This window comes from Bradyrhizobium sp. MI1.11 (genome assembly GCF_055811255.1).
Map to the genome: position 1 here is coordinate 100,001 of NZ_JBVVPM010000007.1, position 21,485 is coordinate 121,485.

The 21,485-nt window shown below is 63.5% G+C and carries 14 protein-coding genes, 1 rRNA gene and 1 riboswitch; of the genes, 7 read left to right on the top strand and 8 right to left on the bottom strand.

Translation table 11 applies throughout. From position 1 onward, the window contains the following. Nucleotides 1-157: 157 nt before the first annotated feature. A 16S ribosomal RNA gene (locus AC0L30_RS09635) occupies nucleotides 158-1,646 on the bottom strand. A gap of 1,093 nt (nucleotides 1,647-2,739) precedes the next feature. Here AC0L30_RS09635 and AC0L30_RS09640 point away from each other — a divergent pair. Further along, nucleotides 2,740-4,803 (top strand): M23 family metallopeptidase, encoded by a 2,064-nt coding sequence (locus tag AC0L30_RS09640; RefSeq protein ID WP_219680432.1) that lies wholly within the window; start codon nucleotides 2,740-2,742, stop codon nucleotides 4,801-4,803. Between the two features lie 156 nt (nucleotides 4,804-4,959). After that, nucleotides 4,960-6,579: an NHL repeat-containing protein gene (locus tag AC0L30_RS09645; protein WP_354169049.1), complete on the top strand. Its 1,620-nt coding sequence runs from the start codon at nucleotides 4,960-4,962 to the stop codon at nucleotides 6,577-6,579. A 184-nt stretch (nucleotides 6,580-6,763) separates the two neighbouring features. Here AC0L30_RS09645 and clpB read toward each other — a convergent pair whose 3' ends face one another. Further along, nucleotides 6,764-9,403 (bottom strand): ATP-dependent chaperone ClpB, encoded by a 2,640-nt coding sequence (gene clpB, locus AC0L30_RS09650; RefSeq protein ID WP_473404192.1) that lies wholly within the window; start codon nucleotides 9,401-9,403, stop codon nucleotides 6,764-6,766. Nucleotides 9,404-9,659: 256 nt separating this feature from the next. On the opposite strand from clpB, the gene AC0L30_RS09655 reads away from it, so the two are divergent. Next, complete coding sequence (locus AC0L30_RS09655; RefSeq protein ID WP_473404193.1) at nucleotides 9,660-10,448, top strand: MOSC domain-containing protein; 789 nt, start codon at nucleotides 9,660-9,662, stop codon at nucleotides 10,446-10,448. Between the two features lie 112 nt (nucleotides 10,449-10,560). Here AC0L30_RS09655 and AC0L30_RS09660 read toward each other — a convergent pair whose 3' ends face one another. After that, on the bottom strand, nucleotides 10,561-11,382 hold the full coding sequence (locus tag AC0L30_RS09660; RefSeq protein WP_473404194.1) for a TIGR02594 family protein: 822 nt from the start codon (nucleotides 11,380-11,382) through the stop codon (nucleotides 10,561-10,563). Nucleotides 11,383-11,591: 209 nt separating this feature from the next. On the opposite strand from AC0L30_RS09660, the gene AC0L30_RS09665 reads away from it, so the two are divergent. Further along, nucleotides 11,592-12,455: an alpha/beta fold hydrolase gene (locus AC0L30_RS09665; protein WP_219680445.1), complete on the top strand. Its 864-nt coding sequence runs from the start codon at nucleotides 11,592-11,594 to the stop codon at nucleotides 12,453-12,455. 122 nt (nucleotides 12,456-12,577) lie between these two features. Here AC0L30_RS09665 and metW read toward each other — a convergent pair whose 3' ends face one another. Both metW and metX read right to left on the bottom strand, forming a co-directional pair. Then, a complete protein-coding gene (gene metW / locus AC0L30_RS09670) occupies nucleotides 12,578-13,240 on the bottom strand; it encodes a methionine biosynthesis protein MetW (protein ID WP_007597293.1) in 663 nt (220 codons plus the stop codon). A gap of 15 nt (nucleotides 13,241-13,255) precedes the next feature. Further along, the gene (metX, locus tag AC0L30_RS09675; protein WP_473255124.1) at nucleotides 13,256-14,458 is read right to left on the bottom strand and encodes a homoserine O-acetyltransferase MetX; all 1,203 of its coding nucleotides are present in this window, start codon (nucleotides 14,456-14,458) and stop codon (nucleotides 13,256-13,258) included. Nucleotides 14,459-14,548: 90 nt separating this feature from the next. Further along, nucleotides 14,549-14,628, bottom strand: a riboswitch (SAM riboswitch). Between the two features lie 204 nt (nucleotides 14,629-14,832). On the opposite strand from metX, the gene AC0L30_RS09680 reads away from it, so the two are divergent. From AC0L30_RS09680 to AC0L30_RS09690, 3 genes are read left to right on the top strand one after another with little or no spacing between them, the layout of a single operon-like run. Then, on the top strand, nucleotides 14,833-15,681 hold the full coding sequence (locus AC0L30_RS09680; protein WP_354169066.1) for a chorismate mutase: 849 nt from the start codon (nucleotides 14,833-14,835) through the stop codon (nucleotides 15,679-15,681). 34 nt (nucleotides 15,682-15,715) lie between these two features. Next, entirely contained in the window at nucleotides 15,716-16,810 is a 1,095-nt protein-coding gene (gene hisC, locus AC0L30_RS09685) for a histidinol-phosphate transaminase (protein ID WP_219680453.1), read from the top strand. Then, nucleotides 16,807-17,745, top strand: coding sequence for a prephenate/arogenate dehydrogenase family protein (locus tag AC0L30_RS09690; protein ID WP_007597298.1), 939 nt, complete (start codon nucleotides 16,807-16,809; stop codon nucleotides 17,743-17,745). The genes hisC and AC0L30_RS09690 overlap by 4 nt, the downstream gene beginning before the upstream one ends. A 114-nt stretch (nucleotides 17,746-17,859) precedes the next feature. On the opposite strand, the gene AC0L30_RS09695 is transcribed toward AC0L30_RS09690, so the two are convergent. The 3 genes from AC0L30_RS09695 to AC0L30_RS09705 all read right to left on the bottom strand — a co-directional run bounded on the left by AC0L30_RS09695 (nucleotide 17,860) and on the right by AC0L30_RS09705 (nucleotide 21,476). Next, nucleotides 17,860-19,428 (bottom strand): hypothetical protein, encoded by a 1,569-nt coding sequence (locus AC0L30_RS09695; RefSeq protein ID WP_219680459.1) that lies wholly within the window; start codon nucleotides 19,426-19,428, stop codon nucleotides 17,860-17,862. Nucleotides 19,429-19,714: 286 nt separating this feature from the next. Then, nucleotides 19,715-19,942: a hypothetical protein gene (locus AC0L30_RS09700; protein WP_354169073.1), complete on the bottom strand. Its 228-nt coding sequence runs from the start codon at nucleotides 19,940-19,942 to the stop codon at nucleotides 19,715-19,717. A 190-nt stretch (nucleotides 19,943-20,132) separates the two neighbouring features. After that, nucleotides 20,133-21,476 (bottom strand): GDSL-type esterase/lipase family protein, encoded by a 1,344-nt coding sequence (locus AC0L30_RS09705; RefSeq protein WP_473404195.1) that lies wholly within the window; start codon nucleotides 21,474-21,476, stop codon nucleotides 20,133-20,135. Nucleotides 21,477-21,485: the final 9 nt, after the last annotated feature.

Sequence of the window (21,485 nt, forward strand, 5' to 3'; positions counted from 1 at the left end):
CTGCAAGGTTGCAGCCCCAGCGCGTGTTCGTCCGCGAAGAAAGAGAAACGAAGACGGCGAAATCCCGCCAATGCAGCTCAACGATCCTGACGACCGTTGGCCACTGATGTTTCTAAAACGGTTCGATAGAAGCAAGCTTCTGAAGAACCATCCTTAGAAAGGAGGTGATCCAGCCGCAGGTTCCCCTACGGCTACCTTGTTACGACTTCACCCCAGTCGCTGACCCTACCGTGGCCGGCTGCCTCCATTGCTGGTTAGCGCACCGTCTTCAGGTAAAACCAACTCCCATGGTGTGACGGGCGGTGTGTACAAGGCCCGGGAACGTATTCACCGTGGCGTGCTGATCCACGATTACTAGCGATTCCAACTTCATGGGCTCGAGTTGCAGAGCCCAATCCGAACTGAGACGGCTTTTTGAGATTTGCGAAGGGTTGCCCCTTAGCGTCCCATTGTCACCGCCATTGTAGCACGTGTGTAGCCCAGCCCGTAAGGGCCATGAGGACTTGACGTCATCCCCACCTTCCTCGCGGCTTATCACCGGCAGTCTCCTTAGAGTGCTCAACTAAATGGTAGCAACTAAGGACGGGGGTTGCGCTCGTTGCGGGACTTAACCCAACATCTCACGACACGAGCTGACGACAGCCATGCAGCACCTGTGTTCCAGGCTCCGAAGAGAAGGTCACATCTCTGCGACCGGTCCTGGACATGTCAAGGGCTGGTAAGGTTCTGCGCGTTGCGTCGAATTAAACCACATGCTCCACCGCTTGTGCGGGCCCCCGTCAATTCCTTTGAGTTTTAATCTTGCGACCGTACTCCCCAGGCGGAATGCTTAAAGCGTTAGCTGCGCCACTAGTGAGTAAACCCACTAACGGCTGGCATTCATCGTTTACGGCGTGGACTACCAGGGTATCTAATCCTGTTTGCTCCCCACGCTTTCGTGCCTCAGCGTCAGTATCGGGCCAGTGAGCCGCCTTCGCCACTGGTGTTCTTGCGAATATCTACGAATTTCACCTCTACACTCGCAGTTCCACTCACCTCTCCCGAACTCAAGATCCTCAGTATCAAAGGCAGTTCTGGAGTTGAGCTCCAGGATTTCACCCCTGACTTAAAGACCCGCCTACGCACCCTTTACGCCCAGTGATTCCGAGCAACGCTAGCCCCCTTCGTATTACCGCGGCTGCTGGCACGAAGTTAGCCGGGGCTTATTCTTGCGGTACCGTCATTATCTTCCCGCACAAAAGAGCTTTACAACCCTAGGGCCTTCATCACTCACGCGGCATGGCTGGATCAGGCTTGCGCCCATTGTCCAATATTCCCCACTGCTGCCTCCCGTAGGAGTTTGGGCCGTGTCTCAGTCCCAATGTGGCTGATCATCCTCTCAGACCAGCTACTGATCGTCGCCTTGGTGAGCCATTACCTCACCAACTAGCTAATCAGACGCGGGCCAATCTTTCGGCGATAAATCTTTCCCCGTAAGGGCTTATCCGGTATTAGCACAAGTTTCCCTGTGTTGTTCCGAACCAAAAGGTATGTTCCCACGCGTTACTCACCCGTCTGCCGCTGACGTATTGCTACGCCCGCTCGACTTGCATGTGTTAAGCCTGCCGCCAGCGTTCGCTCTGAGCCAGGATCAAACTCTCAAGTTGGACTTGAACTTTGAACCGGCTGATCACAACGTTTTGACGAGGTCCCACCATTTTTCATCGACCGAAGTCGATGAGCTGCCCGCGATTCACATCGCTGGCAACGATGGTGTAACCTTAAAACGTGTACCGCCGAAGTCTTTCGTCCGGCCCCGATCCAAAAAGCCGAAGCTCTTTAAATGCGAGACCCGCAAGGACTCCGCCGTCCACGTTTCTCTTTCTTCATCTTCACTTGTCAAACAGCCCGGGACCAGGAGGCCCCAACCTTCCAGAGAGGAAGGGTTCCGACACCCTTACCGACGATGGATGAACTCCAATCGACTTACGTCGACTGTTGTGTCACTCAACAAGGTGAGGAGCATCAGTGGCGCGTTCGCTCGCCTTGGTCAGTGACCCGGCGGCGCCGCGCTCAGTGGTCGGGTTATAGGCCCCACCCATCGGGGTTGTCAACGCCGATTGTCAGAAAATCGTCGCACGGTGGATTATTCAAAAAATACACGTAATTACAGCTGGTTAGAAAGGCGCCGAGCGGATGGATCGGGCCGACGCTGAGAAAAAACCCAAAAAAAGATTGGGCCTGAGCGGGCTCCGGAAGCGGCTTGGACGTGACTTGGACGTGACTTGGCGCGGCTTGGCGCGGCTTGGCCGCGGCTTGGCCGCGGCTTGGCCGCGGCTTGGCCGCGGCTTGGGGCGCCCGCCCCTGGAAGGCCCTCGGCCCCCCTGCCGTTCCGGAAACTTTTCCATATTAGGCGCCGTACTTGAGCCACAATCCCCCGGCGTTCTGGTACAGACGAAGCTTGAATCGCATGGATGCCAGTGGGGGCTGCCGGCGGTTTGTGTGGGGTCAGAGGAAGGCGATCATCCGATGAAGCAGCCTTCTTCAGACATTCGAGACACATCGAGAGATCTTTTTCCGCTTAGCTGTTCGTAATTTCGGCCGGTCCGTCATCTGGGCCTTCTGACCGCGGACGCCTATGCGGCTTGCCTTTTCCAGAGACGCCCCAGAGAGGGCGGCGTAAGGAGGGGCTCGAAACAGGACTGTCCGGAACGGGCTGCTCGAAATCGGGCTCTCGGGTCGTTGATTGGGGGACTTGGGTTGAACCACAGGACGTCACGCGGCGCTTACGGGCGTGAGACCGGGATCATCGATCTCGGCCACGAGCCGCCGCTGTCCGTCGATGGTTCCGAAGCCGCTGTCATCGATCGGCGCCGCGTCTCGGTGCAATGGTTCAGCGGGACTATTCTAACCGGACTTTGCGGCGCAGCCCTGATCGGCGGCGCCGTTTTCGCTTCGCTCGACGGCGAGATGACCTTCGCCAAGGTGCCGGAGCGCGTCGAAGGCGCGCTGCGCGGCGCATTCGGCGCAGCCGACCGCGCCGCCACGCTGCACAAGAGCGACCGCCTGCCGCCGCCGAACGAAGCCACGGCCTCGCGCAACATCGTGCGCGTCTCGACCGTCGCCCGCGTCGGCAACCGCGACGTGATGCGGGTGCGTCCCTTCATCCGGATTGCCGGCAATCTGTCGATGACGACGAGCGACCTGTCGGCGAAGATCCCGCCGTTCAACGCCCAGCGCCTTCTCACCGATGTCGGCTCCGATCCGAAGACGGCATCCGAGGATCCGAACAATCCGGAGGCCGTCGAACCCGACGCCGAGGTATCCTTCGTCACCAAGGACCTCTCCCAGGTGCTGCCGAAAGCCAAGATTACCGCAGTGGTGGCGCTCGACGACATCCTGATGCGGGTCCGCGATGCCGCCAACTGGCGCGGCAATGGCGGGGTGCGCTATGCCGCGCTCTCCAATGCTGCGGCCGACGTCTCCGGCGCGACCGCCCCGTCCGAGATCAGAAGCGCCTACGCCACCGAAGTGTCGCCGTCCGATCCGTACGCCGGCTTCGAGACGCGCGTGGTGCCGGAAAACGTCACGCTGCTGCCGAAGACCAAGGAACAGATCACCGGCGGCAATCCCAACGGCGAACGCGTCCACGTGGTCAAGAAGGGCGACAGCGTCGCCGGCGTGCTGCGCGATCTCGGCGCCACGGCCGAGGAGATCAAGGCGATCACCGCGACGCTTGGGCCGCGCGGCCGCGACGGCGGCCTGAAGGAAGGCGAGAAGCTGCGCATCCTGATGGCGCCCGCAAGCCCCGGCGCCCGTCTGCAGCCCTACCGCGTCGTCATCGCCAACGAGACCATGGTCGAGGCGATCGCGGCGCTGTCCGATCTCGGCAAATACGTCGCCGTCGACGTCTCCAGCATGAATACCGTCGCCGACGCGGCGGCGAACGCCAACAGCGACGACGATGACGACGATGACGGCACGGGCGTGCGGCTCTACCAGAGCATCTACGAGACCGCGATGCGCAACAAAGTGCCGATGCCCGTCATCGACGACATGATCAAGATCTACTCCTACGACGTCGATTTCCAGCGCAAGGTGGCGCCGGGCGATTCATTCGACGTGTTCTACGCCGGCGAAGACGAAGGCGTGACCGCGAGCGAAAAGAACGACGTGCTGTTCGCTTCGCTCACGCTCGGCGGCGAAACCAAGAAATACTACCGCTACCAGAGCCCCGACGACGGCGTCGTCGACTACTATGACGAGACCGGCAAGAGCGCGAAGAAGTTCCTGGTGCGCAAGCCGGTCAACAACGCCATCATGCGCTCCGGCTTCGGCGGCCGCCGTCACCCCATCCTCGGCTTTGTGAAGATGCACACCGGCGTCGACTGGGCCACCTCCTACGGCACGCCGATCTTCGCCTCCGGCAACGGCGTGATCGAGAAGGCCGGCCCCGAGGGCGGCTACGGCAAATACATCCGCATCAAGCACAACAACGGCTACGAGACCGCCTATGGCCATATGTCGGCCTTCGCCAAGGGCATGGAGCCCGGCAAGAAGGTGCGGCAGGGCCAGGTGATCGGCTTCGTCGGTTCGACCGGCGCGTCGACCGGCCCGCACGTCCACTACGAAATCCTGGTCAACGGCCGCTTCGTCGATCCGCTGCGTGTGAAATTGCCGCGCGGCCGCTCACTGGAAGGCCCGATGCTGGCCGGCTTCGAGAAGGAGCGCGACCGGCTCGACGGCATGATGAGCGGCCGCGCCGGCGCCATCGCCCGGATGTCGGACGCAACCGGCGGACCGTTGCAGGTCACCAACCGGTAAAGCCGGCGAACCGGCCGAGATCGGCCGGTCATCTTCAAACACGATCCGGATTTGACGTCGATGCGCGAGGCCCACTTGGCGCCATCACAACGTCAAGTTTCGTTTGCCAAAGCGGCGTGGGGAGCGAATACTTTCCAAAAAACAGGAGGTCTCGCCATGAAGAACAGGCTCGCCTGCGCAGCCTTCGTCGCTGCGATTGTCTCCGCCACCAGCGTTTCGGCCGAAAACTGGGAGGTCACCCGGCTCGTCCCCGGCTCGGCGTTCCACGGCGTGCACGGGCTTGCGATCGACAAGGCCGGCCATCTGTTTGCCGGCAGCGTCGCGGGCGCGGCGCTCTACGAGGTCGACATCGCCGGCGGTACCGCCAAGGTTGCAATCCCCGCCCCGATCGGAATGGCCGACGACATCGCATTCGCCCCCGACGGCACCATGGCCTGGACCGGATTTCTGGCCGGCGATCTTTATTCGCGCAAGGGCGACGGCCCGATCACGAAGCTCGCTTCCGGCCTTCCCGGCATCAACTCGCTCGCCTTCCGCAAGGACGGCAGGCTCTACGCCACCACCGTCTTTCTCGGCGACACGCTCTATGAGATCGACGTCGAGGGCGTCAAACCGCCGCGCCAGATCATGGAGAAGATGGGCGGCCTCAACGGCTTCGAGTTCGGTCCCGACGACAAGCTCTACGGTCCGCTCTGGTTCAAGGGACAGGTCGCAAAGGTCGACGTCGACAAGGCCGAGCTGACCGTCGTTGCGGACGGCTTCAAGGTCCCGGCCGCGGTGAACTTCGATTCCAAGGGCAATCTCTGGGTGGTCGACACCGCGCTCGGCCAGCTCGTTCAGGTCGATCCCAAGTCGGGCACCAAGACCATGGTCGCGCAATTGAAGCCGTCGCTGGACAATCTCGCGATCGACGGCAAGGACCGCATCTACGTCTCCAACATGGCCGACAACGGCATCCAGGAGGTCGATCCGGCGACCGGCCAGGCGCGGCAGGTCATCATCGGCAAGCTCGCCTTGCCCGGCGGCATCGGCGTCACGTCAGAGAACGGCAAGGACACGATCCACGTCGCCGACGTGTTCGCCTATCGCACAGTGGACGGTGCTACTGGCGAGGTCACCGAGAAGGCCCGCATGCACGCCGCCGGCGTCGCGCTCGAATACCCGATGAGCGCAACGGCGAAGGGCAACGACGTGGTCCTGTCGAGCTGGTTCACCGGCACGGTGCAGGTGATCGACGGCAAGACCGGCGCGACCCGCGACATGCTGCACGGCTTCAAGGCGCCGCACGACGCGATCGTGCTCGCGGACGGCAGCATTCTGGTGGCCGAGCTCGGCACCAAATCGCTGGTCCGCGTCAGCGGCGAGCACGGCAAGGACCGCACCACACTGATCGGCGGCCTCGAGGGCCCGGTCGGGCTCGTCGCCGGATCGCGTGGCGAGGTCTACGTCACCGAAGCCTTTTCCGGCGTCGTCTCGATGATCGAGAGCAACGGCGAAAAGACGGTGGTCGCCAAGGACCTGAAAATGCCCGAAGGGATCGCACGCGCCGGCGACGGCAAGCTGATCGTGGCGGAGGTCGGCGCCAAGCGATTGATCGAGATCGCACCTGAGAGCGGCACGGTCACCGAGATCGCGGCCAATCTCCCGATCGGCCTGGTGGGCGCGCCCGGAGGACTGCCAACGCATATTCCGACGGGCGTCGGCATCGGGGAATCCGGCACGATCTATTTCTCGTCTGACATCGAGAACGCGATCTACAAGGTCACGAAGAAATAAGTCCCCGCGCTCAAAAATGTGGATTGGATTGCATATGCCGGTAGGGCCCCACCGTAAAGATTGCACGACCTAGACAAACCACACTCCGGCTGCAGCAAAATCGTCAATAACCCACAAAGAAACCGCCCCGGAGAGATTGAACTCTCCGGGGCGGCTTGTTGCTTCAGGCTTCGAATGCCGGCGCTCAGTTCAACTTCCGCTTCGACACCGGCGCCTCGAACTGGGCGATCTCCGCGGTCTGCGGCGCCTTGCCGTTGAAGGTCAGCACGTTGCCTTCGGACGAGATCGCAACGCTGTCACCGTCCTTGACGTCGCCGGCCAGGATCATCTCGGCGAGCGGATCCTGGACGTGACGCTGGATCACGCGCTTGAGCGGCCGTGCGCCGTAGGCGGGATCCCAGCCCTTGGCGGCGAGCCAGTCGCGGCCCGCGGCGTCGAGCGTCAGCACGATCTTGCGATCGGTCAAAAGCTTTTGCAGCCGCGCGAACTGGATCTCGACGATCCGGCCCATCTCGCTTCTCTGCAAGCGATGGAACAGGATGATCTCGTCGACGCGATTGAGGAATTCGGGGCGGAAATGTCCCCGCACCATTCCCATCACCTGCTCGCGCACGGCCGAGGTGTCCTCGCCCTCCGGCTGGTTCACCAGAAACTCCGAACCAAGGTTCGAGGTCATGATGATCAGTGTGTTGCGGAAATCGACGGTGCGGCCCTGGCCGTCGGTGAGGCGGCCGTCGTCGAGCACCTGCAACAGGACGTTGAAGACGTCGGGATGCGCCTTCTCGATCTCGTCGAACAGCACGACCTGATAGGGCCGGCGCCGCACCGCTTCGGTCAGCGCACCGCCCTCGTCATAGCCGACATAGCCCGGAGGCGCGCCGATCAACCGCGAGACCGAGTGCTTCTCCATGTATTCGGACATGTCGAGGCGGACCATCGCGGTCTCGTCGTTGAACAGATATTCGGCGAGCGCTTTCGTCAGTTCGGTCTTGCCGACGCCGGTGGGCCCGAGGAACATGAACGAGCCGGTCGGCCGGTTCGGATCCTGCAGCCCCGCGCGCGAACGGCGCACGGCGGTCGCGACCGCACGCACGGCCTCGGCCTGGCCGACGACGCGCTTGCCGAGCGAGTCCTCCATCCTCAGGAGCTTGTCCTTCTCGCCTTCCAGCATCTTGTCGACGGGCACGCCGGTCCAGCGCGAGACCACCTGCGCGATGTGGTTGGCGGTGACCGCCTCCTCCATCATCTCGCCGGAGTTCTCCTTGGCCTCGATCTCTGCAAGCTGCTTTTCGAGCTCGGGGATCCGGCCATAGGCCAGCTCGCCGGCCTTCTGGAATTCACCGCGCCGCTGTGCGTTGGCAAGTTCGACCCGCAAGCCGTCGAGCTCGGCCTTCAGTTTCTGGGCATCGGAGAGCTTGTTCTTCTCCGCGCTCCAGCGTGCGGTGAGCGCCGCGGACTTCTCCTCGAGGTCAGCGAGCTCCTTCTCCAGCGTCTGCAGGCGGCTCTTCGAACCGGCATCGCTCTCTTTCTTCAATGCTTCCTGTTCGATCTTCAGCCGGATGATTTCCCGATCCATCGAATCCAGCTCTTCCGGCTTGGAATCGACCTGCATCTTGAGCCGCGCGGCGGCCTCATCCATGAGGTCGATCGCCTTGTCGGGCAGGAAGCGATCGGTGATGTAGCGGTTGGACAGCGTCGTGGCGGCGACCAGCGCGGAATCGGTGATCCGCACGCCATGGTGCTGCTCGTACTTGTCCTTCAGCCCGCGGAGGATCGAGATCGTATCCTCGACCGAGGGCTCGCTGACGAAGATCGGCTGGAAACGCCGCGCCAGCGCCGCGTCCTTTTCGACGTGCTTCTGGTACTCGTCGAGCGTGGTGGCGCCGATGCAGTGTAGCTCGCCGCGGGCGAGCGCAGGCTTGAGCAGGTTGGACGCGTCCATCGCGCCATCGCCCTTGCCGGCGCCGATCAGCGTGTGCATCTCGTCGATGAACAGGACGAAATTGCCATCGCTCCCGGTCACCTCCTGGAGCACGGCCTTCAGCCGCTCCTCGAACTCGCCGCGATATTTTGCACCTGCAATCAGCGAGCCGAGGTCGAGCGACAGCAGCTTCTTGTCCTTCAGGCTCTCCGGCACGTCGCCGTTGACGATGCGCAGCGCCAGACCCTCGGCGATGGCGGTCTTGCCGACGCCGGGCTCTCCGATCAGGACGGGATTGTTCTTGGTCCGGCGCGACAGCACCTGGATCGTGCGGCGGATCTCCTCGTCGCGGCCGATGACCGGATCGAGCTTGCCGTCGCGCGCCGCCTGGGTGAGGTCGCGGGCATATTTCTTCAGCGCGTCATAGGCGTTCTCGGCCGTGGCGGAGTCCGCGGTCCGGCCCTTGCGCAGCGCTTCGATCGCCGCGTTGAGGTTCTGCGGGGTGACACCGCCCTTGGCCAGGATCGCACCCGCCTCGCTGGACTTCTCCAGCGCGAGGCCGAGCAGCAGCCGCTCGACCGTGACAAAGCTGTCGCCGGCCTTCTCGCCGGCCTTTTCGGCGGCGTCGAAGGTGCGGGCGAGCTCGGGCGCCAGATAGATCTGGCCGGCTCCGCCGCCAGAGACCTTCGGCACCTTGTTCAGGGCGTCCTCGGTCGCCTTCAGGATTGCGCGGGAATTGCCGCCGGCGCGGTCGATCAGGCCGGCAGCGAGGCCTTCATTGTCGTCCAGCAGCACTTTCAGGACGTGCAGGGTCGAAAACTGCTGGTGCCCTTCGCGCACCGCAAGCGACTGCGCAGACTGGACGAAGCCCCTGGAGCGTTCGGTATATTTCTCGATGTTCATATCTTCTCTGTCCCTCGGCCTGCCCCTGGAGCCCTCTAAGGCACTCCAAACGACATCTTCATTGGGTTTCCGATGACCGCATTGACGTTTCTCAACCGGCAACGGTCGTTATCAGCCGGCGCTGGCGCCGGCCTGACCCAGATGTGGGAAGCGAGGCCTCGGACCGGAAGAGGCGAGTTCACAATTTCGTGCGCGGATCCGCCCGCTTGGCGCCGCTGGGCCGAATCCCCTAAGTAGCGGCATGACACCGAGCGCAATGACAGCCAGCCAGACTGCCGAGATCGCCGGCCTCTACCGCTATCCGATCAAGGGCCTGACGCCGGAGCCCCTGCCCCGCGTCTCCCTGCGGACCGGCCAGACCCTGCCCGCCGACCGCCGCTACGCCATCGAGAACGGCCCCAGCGGCTTCGATCCGGAAGAGCCGCAGTGGAAGCCGAAGATCCAGTTCCTGATGCTGGCGCGCAATGAGCGGCTGGCTTCGCTCGACAGCCGGTTCGAGGACGCGACCCATCGCCTGACCATCCGCAAGGATGGCCAGATCGTCGCCGTCGGCGATCTCGAGACCGCCGCCGGGCGTGCCGCGATCGAGGACTATTTCAGCCAGAACTTTCAGCCGGAGTTGAAGGGCCCGCCCAAGGTCCTGTCCGGCCGCGACCACAGCTTTTCCGACGTCGCCCGCAAGGTCGTGTCCATCATCAATCTCGACAGCGTCCGCGCACTCGAGACCATGCTCGGCGGCGCCGCCGTCCACCCGCTGCGCTTCCGCGCCAATCTCTACGTGAAGGGCTGGCCGGCCTGGTCCGAGCTCGACCTCGTCGGCCAGACGCTGGCGATCGGACAGGCCCGGCTGAACGTGGTCAAGCGCATCAAGCGCTGCCCGGCCACCAATGTCGATCCTCAGACCGCCAGGCGCGATCTCGAAATCCCGGCCACGCTCTCGAGCAATCTCGGCCACATGGACTGCGGCATCTATGCCGAGGTGATCGCCGACGGCGACATCGGCGTGGGCGACGCGGTTGCGGTGGAACAGCCGAAGCTGGTGTGACGGGGCGCTTTCTCGGCAAACTCCGTCATTGCGAGGAGCGAAGCGACGAAGCAATCCAGACTGTCTCCGCGAGGGATTCTGGATTGCTTCGCTGCGCTCGCAATGACGCGCCTCAATTCGGCATCACATAGGCATAGATCCGGCCGCGCGAGATCGGCGCTTCGCGGACGCGGTTGCCGTTGTTGCCGGAGATCATGATCGGATTGCCCTGCGCATCGACGCCGGTGATGATGCCGACATGACCGCCCCGGCCGCCGCGCGACATGACCGCGATGGCGCCGACCTGAGGACCGGAGACACGCGTGCCGTAATGCGCGAACGAGTTCGCCATGTCGGAGCCGGTGCCACGGTGACCGGTCTTTTCAAGCACCATGTTCATGAAGCGCGCGCACCACAGGCTGCCGCGGCCGGTCGGATTGCCGCCGACATAGCGGCGTGCCTCGGACACGAGGCCCGACCCGCCGCCGAAGCCGCTGCTGCTCGTGGCGCTATTGGCCACGCCGCCGACATTCGCGTTAGTGGCCATCCCACCGCCACGCCTCATGGTTCGACGGCTGGCGCGCGTGGTCATCCCACCGCTATCGCTGGTAACCATTCCAGCGTTGCCGCTCATGGCCATTCCACCGCTGCCGCTCATAGCCATTCCACCGCTGCCGCTCATGGCGATGCCGCCGCTATTGGCGTTCGGGTCATAGCTGGCGAAGGTGTTGCCGAAGCCGCTCGCCTGCAATTGCGCCGCGCCGCGCTCGAAGCGCGAACTGCGTGCATGCCGGTAATGATGATATCTGCTGGCGTGATGCGCGTAAGCGTGCCGCTCTGCGCTATGACGATGAGATCGTGCTGACGCCGGAGAGGTGAAGGCGGCGACCGCCGCGAAGAAAACAGCCAGCGCGACGACACAGCGCGACAGGCGAGACGCAAACAACTCGAACATTCTTCATCCTTCGTTGACACCCCCACTTCCCAATCGGCCCGTGCGGTGGCCGACATCCGCGGGCTGTATCAGTATCCTGATGTGGCGAGAACAAGACGCGGTCGCGGAGATTTTGGACGATGATTAAGATGATTAATAAGTGTTAGGTTCGTATGCGCTAACCGCAGGACGGCATTCCAATGTCGCAGCCACCTCTGGGAGAAAACCGGATGCCTCACGCCCTCACGAAGGACAATTGCCGGCTCTATTTCGAACAAGCAGGCACGGGCACGCCAATACTTTTTCTGCACGAATTCGCCGCCGACTACACCAATTGGGAGCCGCAGATGCGCTACTTCTCGCGCGGCCATCGCTGCATCACCTATTCCGCGCGCGGCTACACGCCATCGGACGTGCCTGATGGCGAGGTCTACGGCTACACGCATTTCTACACCGATGCGCTCGCGGTGCTCGATCATCTGAAGATCGATCGCGCGCACTTCGTCGGCCTCTCGATGGGCGCCTATTCATCGCTCCAGATCGGGCTCAACGCGCCCCAACGTGCCCTGTCGATGACGCTCGCCGGCGTCGGCTCAGGCTCGGAGATCGAGAACCTCGACGCCTGGCGCCAGCAGTGCCGCGCCAACGCGGAGCAATTCGAGATGCTCGGCTCGGCCGAAGTCGCAAAGGTCACGCGCGAGGCGCCGAGCCGGATTCCCTTCCTGGTGAAGGACCCGCGCGGCCACGCCGATTTCTACGCCGCCCTGGCGCGGCACGACGCCAAGGGATCGGCGCGCACGATGCGCGGCTTCCAGGCCGGCCGTCCCTCGATCTTTACGATGACAGACGCGATCAGAGCCGCCACGACGCCGGCACTCATCATCTGCGGCGACGAGGACGATCCGTGCGTCGGCGCAAGCCTGTTCCTGAAGAAGCACCTGCCTGCGGCAGGGCTCGCCATGTTTCCGAAGTCCGGCCACGTGCTCAATCTCGAAGAGCCCGCGCTGTTCAACGAAACGGTGGAACGGTTCGTCACGCTGGTGGAAGCGGGAAGATGGCCGGCGCGCGATGCGCGGTCGTTGCCGGCGCATTAGCGCGAAGGCGTCGCCACACACTCCGTCGCGTAGTCCAGAGGGAGCGAAAGCGTAATCCGGGGCCTTCGCCTCCGCGGATAGAATCCCGGATTGCGCTACGCTTCATCCGGGCTACGGGAATCTTACTTCCTGCCGCCTCGCGTCAGAAGAAACACGCCCTGCTCGCCGAACAGATTCCACACCCACCAGGGCATCCGCAGCCGCAGCGGACGGCCGTAGAGGTCGAGCGCCTCGGCACGTTCCATCTTGACGTCGATCGCGTCGCAGAGCTCGACGAAATCCTTGATGGTGCAAAAATGGATGTTGGCGGTGTCATACCAGCTTGCCGGCAGATTTTCCGTCCGCGGCATGTGGCCTCCGATCAGGAGCTGGAGCCGCATCTTCCAGAAGCCGAAATTCGGGAACGACACGATGGCGCGGCGGCCGATGCGCAGCAAATTCTCCAGCACCACTTTCGGCTGCCGCGTCGCCTGCAAGGTCTGCGACAGGATCACGTAGTCGAAGGCGTCATCCGGATAGTTCACGAGATCGGTGTCGGCATCGCCCTGCACCACCGCAAGCCCCTTGGCGACGCAGCGGTTGACGCCCTCGCGCGACAGCTCGATGCCGCGGCCGTCGATGCCGCGGGTCTCCAGCAGCTGGAGCAGGTCGCCCTCGCCACAGCCGACGTCGAGCACCTTCGAGCCCGGCTTGACCATCTCGGCCACCAGCACATGGTCGGCGCGAAAATCGCCGGGCTGCCCGGTCGCAAGGCCGCCCAGCGGCAGCGCTTCCTGTACAGACATGACTAGCCGTCCTTGTTAAGCAGTCCTGGCGGTAAGCCCGCGCGCCTTGCCTGCCGACTGCAGGAAGGCACGGGCAATGTCGAAGAACTCGGGCACGTCGAGCAGGAACGCGTCGTGACCGCGATCGGTCTCGATCTCGGCGAAGGACACCCGCGCGCTCGACGCATTCAGGGCGTGCACCAGCGCGCGCGATTCCGAGGTCGGGAACAGCCAGTCGCTGGTGAAAGAAACCACGCAGAAGCGGGTCTGGATTCCCGCGAACGCCTTCGCCAGCACGCCGCCATGGTCGCCGGCGATGTCGAAATAATCCATCGCGCGGGTCAGATAGAGATAGGAGTTGGCGTCGAAGCGCTCGACAAAGGACGAGCCCTGGTAGCGCAGATAGGACTCGACCTGGAAGTCGGCGTCGAACGAGAAGGTCGGCAGCTCGCGGTCCTGCATGCGCCGGCCGAATTTTCGATGCAGCGCGGCGTCCGAAAGATAGGTGATGTGCGCCGCCATCCTAGCGACAGCGAGCCCGCGATGCGGATGGATGCCGTGATCGGCATAGCCGCCTTGGTGCCAGTCGGGATCGGCCATCACCGCCTGACGGCCAAGCTCGTGGAACGCGATGTTCTGCGCCGAATGTCGTGTCGAGCAGGCAATCGCCAGCGCGGAGAATACCCGAGTCGGATACGCCGCAGTCCATTGCAGCACTTGCATGCCGCCCATCGAGCCGCCGACGACTGCGAACAGCGTGTCGATGCCGAGCCGGTCGATCAGCATCGCCTGCGCGCGCACCATGTCGGGGATGGTGATGACGGGGAAATCGAGGCCCCAAACCTTGCCCGTCGCGGGATTGATCGAAGCCGGACCGGTCGAGCCCATGCAGCCGCCGATCACGTTGGAGCAGATGATAAAATACTCGCTGGGATCGAGCGGTCGGCCGGGGCCGACCAAGGTCTCCCACCAGCCGGGCTTGCCGGTGACAGGGTGCACATTGGCGACGTGCTGGTCGCCGGTCAGCGCATGGCAGATCAGGATCGCATTGGAGCGATCGGCATTGAGCTCGCCGTAGGTTTGGTAGGCGATCTGGAACGGGCTGAGATCGACACCGCAATCGAGCTGCAGCGGCTGCTTCGTGCCGAACTGCGCAACCTGCGAGCTCGGACGATCCACCTCGTGCGACCGCTCGTCGGCAGTGATCGCGGGACTGGGAATTGACTGGACGCCAACCATCTGACCATCGACCTCGTTTGCGATCGTAGAAGTGACCGCATTGACATCAGGCCATGAAAAACCCGGCCTGAACGATAGGTTCGGCCGGGATCGAAAGGGTCCCCGGCCTGTTTAGCGAGTTTTTTAACGTGGCTGCAAGCCGGCCGGCTCAAATGACCACGGAACGGATAAAAACTACCGTCTTGGACGGTTTTCGTCAAGTCGCGGCCCGGATCGACCAAATTCGCCTGTCGCGCCGCCGGCGGAAAGGGCCCGATTTCCCATTGCATTTCTCTTTGCTTTCGCAGCCCCGACTGCCTAATCAGGACATCCATCGTAGCGGTGACGGCTCGACTGATCCGCATTGGAACGCCCCTCAACAGCACCTGTCAGACATGTCCCAACGTCCGCCCGCGCCACCATCGCTCCAGGAATTGCGCAAGGAGATCGACGCGATCGACGAGGGCATGCATCGCCTGCTGATGCAACGCGGCGACATCATCGACCGCCTGATCCAGGTGAAGCAGACCCAGGAGGTCGGCTCGGCGTTCCGCCCGGCACGCGAGGCCTCCATGATGCGCGACCTCGTGCAGCGTCATCGCGGCATCCTGCCGCTCGACACGGTCGAGAGCATCTGGCGCGTCATCATCGCGACGTTCACCTATGTCCAGGCGCCGTTCTCGGTACACGCCGACATCTCGGCGAGCGAGCCCGCCATGCGCGATTCCGCGCGATTCCATTTCGGCTTCACCGTGCCCTACGTCGCGCATTTCAGCGCGCAGGCGGCGGTCGAGGCCGTCGCGAAATCCAAGGGCGACCTTGCGCTGGTCTCGGCAACCTCGAGCCGCACGCCGTGGTGGCTGTCGCTGGAAGAAGCCGGCGCGCCAAAGATCATCGCGCGGCTGCCCTTTGTCGAGCGCGCCGACCATCCGGCGGCGTTGCCGGTGTTCGCGGTCTCGCGCGTCGCCGACAGCGCCCTGGTGACGGAGGTCGAGACCTTCAGCGTACGCGTGTCAGGGTGGAACGCCGAAGTTGCGCGCGTCCTGTCGCCGCTCGCCGAGATCGTGGCGGTGCCCGACACCGCCTTCGACGGCGCCGCGCTGCTGGTCTCGGTCACCGCGACGAGCAGCCTCGACAAAATCAAGGCTGCCCTGATCGAAGCGGGGGCCTCGGTGCGCTCCACGGCCCTCGTCGGCAGCCACGCAACGCGCTATACGGTGCCCCCGACCGGGCCGAAATCGTAAGTCGCGAACTGCTTAAGCCACTCCGGAGTTGAAGATGTCCCGCCCAGTGCCGAATCCCGGCATTCTCGATATTGCGCCCTATACGCCCGGCAAGACTCCGGTGGCGGAGCCCGGTCGCAAGGTGTTCAAGCTCTCGGCCAACGAGACGCCGTTCGGGCCCTCGCCGAAGGCGATCGAGGCGTTCAAGAACGTGGCGGATCACCTGGAAGACTATCCGGAAGGGACCTCGCGCGTGCTGCGCGAAGCGATCGGGCGCACCTTCGGGCTCGACCCCAACCGCATCATCTGCGGCGCCGGCTCGGACGAGATCCTCAATCTGCTCGCCCACACCTATCTCAGCCATGGCGACGAGGCGATCTCGACCACGCACGGCTTCCTGGTCTACCCGATCGCAACCATGGCGGTCGGCGCCAGGAACGTCGTCGCGGCGGAGAAGAACCTCACCGCGGATGTAGACGCCATCCTGAAAGCCGTCACGCCGCGCACAAAACTGGTCTGGCTCGCCAACCCCAACAACCCGACCGGCACCTATCTGCCGTTCGACGAGGTCAAGCGCCTGCGCGCCGGCCTGCCCTCGCACGTGCTGCTGGTGCTGGACGCAGCCTATTGCGACTACGTCTCGCGCAACGATTACGAGATGGGGATCGAGCTGGTGGCGACCACCGAGAACACGGTCGTGACCCACACGTTCTCCAAGATCCATGGTCTTGCGGCGCTGCGGATCGGCTGGATGTTCGGCCCCGAACACATCATCGACGCGGTCAACCGCATCCGCGGTCCCTTCAACGTGTCGACGCCGGCGATGTACGCTGCCGTTGCCGCGATCGAGGACACCGCGCATCAGGCGATGTCGAAGCAGTTCACCGAGACCTGGCGCAACTGGCTGACCGAAGAGATCGGCAAGCTCGGCCTGAAGGTGACGCCGAGCGTCGCCAATTTCGTGCTGATCCACTTCCCGACCGAGGGCAAGACCTCGGATGCAGCCGACGCCTTCCTCACCAAGCGCGGGCTGGTGCTGCGCGGCTTGAAGAACTACGGCCTGCCGCATTCGTTGCGCATGACCATCGGCACCGAGGAGGCCAACCGCCTCGTCGTCGAGGGCCTGCGCGACTTCATGGCCGGAACATGAGCGCGACCCCGCACTTCCAGCGCGTCGCGCTGATCGGCTTCGGCTTGATCGGCGGCTCGATCGCGCGCGCTGCGAAGCTCCAGGGCTTGGCTGGCGAGATCGTCACCACCGCGCGCTCGGAGAAGACGCGCGCACGCGTGATGGAGCTCGGCATTGTCGATCAGGTCGTGGCGACCAATGCGGAAGCGGTGAAGGATGCCGATCTCGTCATCCTCTGCATTCCCGTCGGCGCCTGCGGGCCGGTGGCGCAGGAAATCGCCGCCTATCTCAAGCCCGGCGCGATCATCTCCGACGTCGGCTCAGTCAAGGGCGCCATCGTCAGGGATATGGCGCCGCATCTGCCGAAAGGCATCCATTTCGTGCCGGCGCATCCCGTCGCAGGCACCGAGCATTCGGGCCCCGATTCGGGCTTCGCCGAGCTCTTCATCAACCGCTGGTGCATCCTCACCCCACCGGAGGGCGTCGATGCGGCTGCTACCGATCGCCTGCGTGCGTTCTGGGCGGCGATGGGTGCCAAGGTCGAAATCATGACGCCGGATCATCATGATCTCGTGCTCGCGATCACCAGCCATCTGCCGCATCTGATCGCCTACACCATCGTCGGTACCGCCGACGAACTGGCGCAGGTGACGGAGTCCGAGGTCATCAAGTTCTCCGCCGGCGGCTTTCGCGATTTCACCCGCATCGCCGCCTCCGATCCGACGATGTGGCGCGACGTCTTCCTCGCCAACAAGGAAGCCGTGCTGGAGATGCTCGGCACCTTCACCGAGGATCTGGCAAAGCTCACCCGCGCGATCCGCCGCGGCGACGGCGAGGCGCTGTTCGACCACTTCACCCGCACCCGCGCCATCCGCCGCGGCATTGTCGAGATCGGCCAGGATTCGGCGGCGCCCGACTTCGGCCGGCCGCATGCGCAGCTCGGCAACAAGCCGTAGCACTGAAGTAGCCCGGATGGAGCGCAAGCGTAATCCGGGACCTCCGTCGCTTGAGGCAAGATTCCCGGATTGCGCTTCGCTCCATCCGGGCTACGAGCCCGCGTGGCTCCATGACTAGAACGGATAGTAGCGGATCTGCGTCATGACCACGTTGTCGTCCGTCTTCGGGGCGCCGCCGACGCCGGCGAATGCGAACCGCTGCGTGTAGGAATATTGCAGGCCGGCTTTGAGCGTGCCGAAATTGCCCTGGTAGATGGTGTCGTAGATCCCGGCCGTGATCTGCCGGACCTCCCTGGTGTTTCCGTTGCAGGTCGCGGCCGGCGAATTCTCGGTCAAGCAGCCGGTGTTGTTGTAGAGCGGATTGCCGTAGCCGAAGGGCACCGTTCCAACATTGGCGAAATTCGCCTTGGCCTTTTCGAGGCCTGCATAGGAGTAGACATCGAGGCTGGGCGTCGCGTGCCAGATCAGGCCGACGGCGGCCGCCGTGATCGTCAGCGGGAGGATGGTGCCGTCCTGCGCCACCGCCGCGTCGGGGAACGGCGTTGCCGTGAAGCGGCCCAGCACGCCGTGCGAGCCATAGAGCTGAAGATCGAGGGTTTTCGGAATCAGTTCGGCGAAGATGTGTCCCCCGAAGCTTCCGGTGTCGTAGGTGTGGTTGGCGTTGTTGAAGCGATCGAACAGCTGGCGGTAGAGCGCCCACGCCTCGACATGCAGCTTGGTGGGCCCGAGCCGTGGGTCCCAGGCTGCCTTGACGGTGACGTCGGGCACCTGATTCAGACTGACATTGTTGAGGTTGTTGAAGAAGCTGCCGCCGGGACCGGTCAGATTGACCTGAAGGTTCGGGTTCAGCACGCCCTGGGGTCCAATGGCGGGTGTGCCGACAGCCGGGACGTTGCCGCCGAAGAACGCGGTCTGGGCATTCTCGACCGACGCAGCCAGCTTGAACTCCGGTCCGATGTCCTGCCAGACGCGCAGCCCGGGCTGCCGTGCCGCAAGAAATCCCGGGACGGATTCGAAGTCGATCACGCCGGGCGCATCGACGCCGCGAGGATCGATGCCCGACTTGGTCGGCGCGTTGAGCGACCAGGATTGCCCGGCGAGGAAGTGAAGACCGAGATCGGTGCGGTCCAGTTCCAGGCTGAGCTGCCGCATGCGCGGATTGAATGAGTTGGTCGCCACCGAGTTCGCCGTCTGAGCCGCACCTTCGAAATCGATCTCGCCGTAACCAGCGAGGTGCGTGTCGGCATCGGCATTGCCTTCGGCCAACACCGAGAACCTGCTCTGGCGCGCGGAGAAGCGCGTTTCCGGGATGTTGAAATTGCGGCTCTGCTGATAGGGGATGAAGTTGTAGACCGAGCCGGTATCGGAAGCGAGATTGCGTGAGCGGTAGATGCCGGTGAGATCGACCCAGCCTCCGAATGTCAACGTCACGCCCTTGTAGCAGACCTTGCCGGCCGCACATGGATCGGCGGCGAGCGCCTTGTAACTTGCCGGTAACTGAACGGCCTTCGCCTGCGCTTCAACCTGCCGCGTCTTGCGCGCCTCAGAGTCCACGCGCTGCTGGAGCTCCTTCAGCTTCGCCTTCAGCGACTGGATTTCGGTTGTTACATTGTCGTCGGCACGCGCCTGCCCTGAACAGGCAGCGAGAATACCCAGCATCAGTCCGCAATTGATGATCCGCACTTGAAGCTTCCTCCATTTGGGAAGCGGATTGGATTCCGCGCGCCGTCTCCGGCGCCTGCATGCTTCCCTGGTGTGGAGTGATTTGAATGCGGCTGCGGTTATTCGCGGCGAGGTGCATCTTCTGCATCACGTTTTCCTGACGATCCTGTTCGGAATATTTTCGTTGGCCCCCGATCCGCACGCGCGACTGTCGCGATTGTCCAAGGCCACGTTCAAGGTAATGCGCATTGGGCCCGGCCGGGGCATGACCAGGCCCAGTTCGCGACGGGCAAGTGGTGGATGGCGACTATTTGCCCCTGGTCGCGCGCATCACCGTGGGGCGCGGTGATTTCCGCGAGGGGACGAATGCCATCGTCTCCCGCGTCGTGGGATTCGAGATGTTGCGATCACCATTAGGATACATCGAGGCGTATGCGGCCGGCTCCTGCGACTGCCATTCCCACTGCGCGAACGCGGGCGTCGCGAGCGTGGTCGAGATGGCGATAGCGGCAATGAACAGCCTGGACTTCGTCATGATATCTCTCCTGCCTGGGCGACCGCCTCAACGTGCGGCCGACATGGAGAGAGAGCGGACTTTGCGGCTCCGCATTCCCGGCGGGTCATCACGATCCGGCGAAGCGGCCGTGAGTTCAGCTCGTAACCTGCATGGAGGGAGTTACGACAGCTGAGGGCGATGAATGGAGACAGGCAACTCTGAATTCATCCTACTGCTTCGCGCTGCGATCAAACTTTCCCGGCTTGAACAGATCGAGGTCGATGGCCTGTCCCATCGCCAGATATCCGGTGCGGTTGGGATGAAGCTTGTCGCCGGCGCCGCCGGTCGTGCTTTCGGGAACGAACTCCGGCTTGAGGCCACCCGAGGCCGGATCGAGCGTCGCACGATCAAAATCTATCACGCCGTCGAATGTCCCCGAGCTACGGATAAATGCGTTGAGCGCCTTGCGCTTGTCATCCTGCTCGGGAAAACCATGTGCCGCGCTGGTGCTGCCCAGTGCCGAAACGACGGTGGCGCCAATGATCCGGGCTTGTGGCCATTTTGCGCGTAGCCTCGCGACGCCGTCCTTCATCGCGGCGATGACCTGGTCGGCGGTAAAATTGCCGTTCTTGCTGAAATCGTTGATGCCTTCCAGCCAGATCAGGCTCGATATGCCGGACAGCGACAGCACGTCGCGATCGAGCCGCTGGCCCGAAGCGGGGCCGCCCGCGTACGGTTTGTCGGAACCATATTCGGCGGGGCCTGCGATTTGGTTGCCACCAATGCCGCCATTCACGACGGCGACCTTGTTGCCGTAGACCGCCTTCAGGCGGCGCGACAGCACGTTGGGCCAGCGATCGTCGCCATTCATGGTTGAGGCGGTCCCGTCGGTAATCGAATCCCCAAACGCCGTGATGGCGAAGGCATCGGCAGGCGCAGTCATCTCGATCGCATCGAGAAAGAACCACGACGCAGTCGCATAGGGGAAGGAAGCCTCGTCTTCGAGGGCGCCCTTCGCGCCGGCGCCGGGCGCACTGACATAGGAGGTAGTCAGCGCTTTGGCGTGCCAGGTCATCGGACCGCTCTGGCCGGCGACATGAAAACTGACCGCAAGCCGGCGGCCGGCGAGGTCATCAGGCCGCTTTGCAAACGGCAGCGCGATCGCGTCGCTCCAGACCGAATTGCCCGGCGACACCGTAACGGAAGCCGTGCCGGCGAACGTCACCGGAGTGTTGGAGCCGCGGATCAACGCGGCACTGCCCGACTGCAGGCCGACGTAAACGCCGTCAAACGTGACGGGTTTGGCGCCGAAGGCGTTGCTGAGCCGGATGCGGGCCTGCCGGCCCCAGATATCCGGCCGCACGATCAGGCGAAAGGTCTGGTCCCGCGCACCGGCTGCAGGCTCGGGAAACGCGAATTTCTGTTCGGGCTGGGCAGACTGATTGCCCACGGGGTATGGGCCCTGAACCGCGCCCGTCCAGGACACCACCCAGTGTTCGCCGTCCTTGGCGCTTGCGGTCTGAAGCGAGGCGACGAGCAGCGATGCTGCGACGAGACAATTCAACGCGTTCATTGCTTCCCC

What these genes read in the sequence shown, in the direction of transcription:
- AC0L30_RS09645 (WP_354169049.1), top strand. Translation starts at nt 4,960, where the DNA reads ATGAAGAACAGGCTCGCCTGCGCAGCCTTCGTCGCTGCGATTGTCTCC.
- clpB (WP_473404192.1), bottom strand. Translation starts at nt 9,403, where the DNA reads ATGAACATCGAGAAATATACCGAACGCTCCAGGGGCTTCGTCCAGTCT.
- AC0L30_RS09655 (WP_473404193.1), top strand. Translation starts at nt 9,660, where the DNA reads ATGACAGCCAGCCAGACTGCCGAGATCGCCGGCCTCTACCGCTATCCG.
- AC0L30_RS09660 (WP_473404194.1), bottom strand. Translation starts at nt 11,382, where the DNA reads ATGTTCGAGTTGTTTGCGTCTCGCCTGTCGCGCTGTGTCGTCGCGCTG.
- AC0L30_RS09665 (WP_219680445.1), top strand. Translation starts at nt 11,592, where the DNA reads ATGCCTCACGCCCTCACGAAGGACAATTGCCGGCTCTATTTCGAACAA.
- metW (WP_007597293.1), bottom strand. Translation starts at nt 13,240, where the DNA reads ATGTCTGTACAGGAAGCGCTGCCGCTGGGCGGCCTTGCGACCGGGCAG.
- metX (WP_473255124.1), bottom strand. Translation starts at nt 14,458, where the DNA reads ATGGTTGGCGTCCAGTCAATTCCCAGTCCCGCGATCACTGCCGACGAG.
- AC0L30_RS09680 (WP_354169066.1), top strand. Translation starts at nt 14,833, where the DNA reads ATGTCCCAACGTCCGCCCGCGCCACCATCGCTCCAGGAATTGCGCAAG.
- hisC (WP_219680453.1), top strand. Translation starts at nt 15,716, where the DNA reads ATGTCCCGCCCAGTGCCGAATCCCGGCATTCTCGATATTGCGCCCTAT.
- AC0L30_RS09690 (WP_007597298.1), top strand. Translation starts at nt 16,807, where the DNA reads ATGAGCGCGACCCCGCACTTCCAGCGCGTCGCGCTGATCGGCTTCGGC.
- AC0L30_RS09700 (WP_354169073.1), bottom strand. Translation starts at nt 19,942, where the DNA reads ATGACGAAGTCCAGGCTGTTCATTGCCGCTATCGCCATCTCGACCACG.
- AC0L30_RS09705 (WP_473404195.1), bottom strand. Translation starts at nt 21,476, where the DNA reads ATGAACGCGTTGAATTGTCTCGTCGCAGCATCGCTGCTCGTCGCCTCG.